The 3,470-nt window shown below is 45.6% G+C and carries 3 protein-coding genes; 1 reads left to right on the forward strand and 2 read right to left on the reverse strand.

Annotated features, from left to right (window positions below; all coding sequences use genetic code 11):
* Positions 1 to 644: NAD(+) kinase (locus F6K57_RS40090; protein ID WP_293074434.1), on the reverse strand; the 644-nt coding region annotated here is incomplete at its 3' end.
* 213 nt (positions 645 to 857) lie between these two features.
* Between F6K57_RS40090 and F6K57_RS40095 the strand changes: the two genes are divergently transcribed.
* Positions 858 to 2,774, forward strand: a complete 1,917-nt coding sequence (locus tag F6K57_RS40095) for a M48 family metallopeptidase (protein WP_293074436.1) — start codon at positions 858 to 860, stop codon at positions 2,772 to 2,774.
* 314 nt (positions 2,775 to 3,088) lie between these two features.
* Here F6K57_RS40095 and F6K57_RS40100 read toward each other — a convergent pair.
* Positions 3,089 to 3,470, reverse strand: a 382-nt coding sequence (locus F6K57_RS40100; protein WP_293074439.1) for a DM13 domain-containing protein, incomplete at its 5' end; no start/stop codon positions are given.

Here is a 3,470-nt window from a genome sequence, read left to right on the forward strand (position 1 = left end):
ATCGGTGCGACTGCGATCGCTTCGAGGGAGTCGTGCAAAATTGGACCATTAGCAGAAACAGTATAGCCAGTGGAACCAGTGGGAGTGCCAACAATTAGTCCATCCCCTTGGTATTGATCGACTATTTCTCCATCAATTTCCATTTCCAAAATTGAGGTAATCATCCGATCGGCAGAGGCAGGTTTGACACACATTTCATTGAGTGCGAAAAAGCGATCGCTAACTGGTGTAATGTCAGTGCGGTTTCCCCCAAACACAGCTCCCTGTAACATCATCCGCCGCTGAACTGCATAGCGGTCTTCTAATAGTCGGTCCCAAACTTGCTCAGTGTCTTTAAATTCTTCGATGGGTTCGGTCAGAAATCCCAGATGACCTCCAACATTTACGGCCAAAATTGGTATGCCTTCCGGAGCCAGATGTCTTGCGGCTGCCAATACTGTTCCATCCCCCCCCAGAACCACTGCCAAATCAATGGCTTCGGTGGCAGAAGCTAAAAAAACTGGGTAGGGATTATCTTTCGCGCCACTTGGTCCGATCAGAACCCTGCACTGGCGTGCTTCCAACTCCCGAGCGCATTTTTCTGCGCAACGTTTTCCTTGAGAGTCTCCAGCTTTGTGAATAATAATGACTTGCTTTAGCTGCACGTTACTGTTCTGGCTTACCCCTAGTGTTCACTGTTATTCTAGAGTGTTGGCTTAAGCATTACCTGATCTTTGCGGGGAAATTGGGTAAATCATTCAATTGTTAAATAAATTTAATTCTCAAAAAAGCCTTTTCTTGATCAAGAAGACTACTAACTTGGGCTAACTATAACTAGAGACTGGGTCAAACAGGCTTAGTTAATAGGAGATTAACCCATGACAAACGAAGAATTTGATACCTTAGTCAAGAAACTCGAAGATTATGCCCAACGATATCCCGATAATTATAAGCTGCGTGTAGGACTTCTAGCTGCACTGGGTTATGCCTACATTTTTCTGGTCTTGGCAGGATTGTTAGGAGTCCTCGGACTAGTAGTACTGTTGATTTACTACAGTGGTCGGATCAATCGTGGCATGGTTCAACTGATCATTGTTTTGCTGGTGCCAGCCTGGATGATTATGCGATCGCTATGGGTGAGTTTTCCACCACCCCAAGGATTAAAACTACAGCGCCAGCAAGTGCCAAAGCTGTTTGCCTTGATTGATGAGTTGACCAAAGCTCTAAAAGCTCCTTCCTTTCACCATGTTCTCCTGACCAGCGAATTTAATGCAGCAGTAGTCCAGATTCCTCGTCTGGGCTTACTGGGATGGCAAGAAAACTACTTAATTTTAGGACTACCTTTACTCCAAGCCCTTTCTCCTAGACAATTTCGAGCGGTCCTTGCCCATGAATTGGGACATTTATCCGGCAAGCACAGTTCCTTTGCAGCCTGGATTTATCGACTGCGTCAAACTTGGGAGCAGATTTGGCAACAATTGGAAAAAAGTCAACATGCTGGAGCAACAGTACTGTTTCATGGCTTTTTTAATTGGTATTCCCCCTTTTTCAATGCCTATTCTTTCGTACTTGCCCGTGCTAATGAATACGAAGCTGACCGCTGTGCTGCCGAGTTAGCAGGTAGTCAACACGTTGCGGAAGCGCTGCTGAGTGTTCAGGTCAAAGCTCAGTACTTGGAACAATCTTTCTGGAATGACATTTATCAGAAAGCCCAGCATCAACCCAATCCTCCACAAACCCCTTTGCAAGATTTAGCTAAGGCATTGTCGAGTCCCATTGAACCCAATCAGCAACAACAGTGGATTAGGTCAGCGTTGATGTCTCAAACCCATCATGCCGATACCCATCCTTGTCTGTTGGAACGGCTAAAAGCCTTGAAATATCCCTTCAACCCACCGCCTAGCTTACCCATACTCGTGAAAGTAACAGCGGCTGAAGAGTTTTTGGGTAAAGCGTTACTACCCCTTACTCAAGAGTTGGAGCGTCAATGGCATATTATTATCAATTACCAATGGCGACAAAACTATACCCAGGCTCAGGCGATACGCCAATCCTTGGAAGCTTTAGAGGCAAAAGCTGCCCACTCTCCGCTCACTGTTGAGGAAGCCTGGCATCGGGCTCGTTGGACATTAGATTTAGTTGGCACCCAAGAAGCAATCCCGTTATTAAAATCAGTACTGACCAGGCAAGCTGACCATGTATCCGCCAATTATTTACTAGGGCAAATCTTAATCGCACAAGATAATGAAGCTGGTATCGATTATCTGGAGCAGGCGATGGCACGAGACCCAGATAGTGTTTTGACTGGCACTCAATCAATTTATGGGTTTCTAAGACGCCAAGGACGTGACGCAGAAGCAGACCGATATCGTCAAAGAGCTGCCAAACATCATGAATTAATCACCCTGGCACACGAAGAGCGCTCTGGTTTCAGTCACGGCGATCGCTTTCAACCCCACGGACTATCAGCTGATGTAGAAGCTGCCTTACAACAACAACTTGCTGGTTACCCTGAGATTAAAGAAGCTTATTTAGTGCGCAAAATAGTGCTAATCTTTCCAGACAATCCCTATTACATCCTCGGTGTCAGCCGTCAGCGTCATTTTTTGGAGTCGAATAGCTCTAGTAAAGACCAACAACTGATTGACCGTCTTGCGGATGAATTAGAATGTCCTGGTCAGACCTGGATCACTATTTTGAATAGTACAAATAAATCCTTGAAAAAAGCACTGCGAAAAACGGCAATTTCGCCAATTTATCAGAGTGTTGTTAATCAAACGTTAATTACTAATTAATGTTATTATAGCTTTTTTCAATTAGGTAAGGTACAAATTCCTGGGTTTTAGGGAACAGGGAACAGGGAACAGGGAACAGGGAACAGGGAACAGGGAGCAGGGAGTAGGGAGCAGGGAGCAGGAAGCAGGTAAAAAATCATGTGTACCTCATTAGGCTATAAACCGCTAGATGGGAGGCGTGACAGGTGTGGTAAGTGTGGGAAGATGGGGCGATGGAGCGATGGGGCGATGAGTAACTAGCTCTTTTTGACTGCACTGCATCCCGACTCCCGACTCCCGACTCCCGACTCCCGACTCCCGACTCCCTATTCCTTTTAGAGGGAAGCGTAACCAAAGGTGATGTTAAAACGACGACACCAAACTGCTACAGAGCCAAATTCATCAAGGTTCAAGTCGTCAGGAATAGCATAGCGTTGAGCACCACTGAATTTCTGGAGTCGGGCGAGGGTTACATAGTCTTGTGGCCGAATTTTACGAGGTACACTGCTGTTCCGATACAGGAGTACCTTCACTTCGGGGCCACTACCCGTTTTAAAGGATTGATCAAATTCTAGATAGCGTTTACCATTTTCATTGACAATCTTGGCATTTCCTTGAGTGCGATGCCCTCTATCAACGGTGATAAAGCTTCCTGTAGCGATAGTAGAGGCTATTCGTTGACTGACCAGAGCATTGTTTAATGAGTTTTGTTTAACA

The organism is Moorena sp. SIO4A5, from assembly GCF_010672005.1.
Classification (GTDB): domain Bacteria; phylum Cyanobacteriota; class Cyanobacteriia; order Cyanobacteriales; family Coleofasciculaceae; genus Moorena.

Excerpts from the sequence above, each read along its gene's own strand:
- F6K57_RS40095 (WP_293074436.1), top strand. The coding sequence starts at position 858 with ATGACAAACGAAGAATTTGATACCTTAGTCAAGAAACTCGAAGATTAT.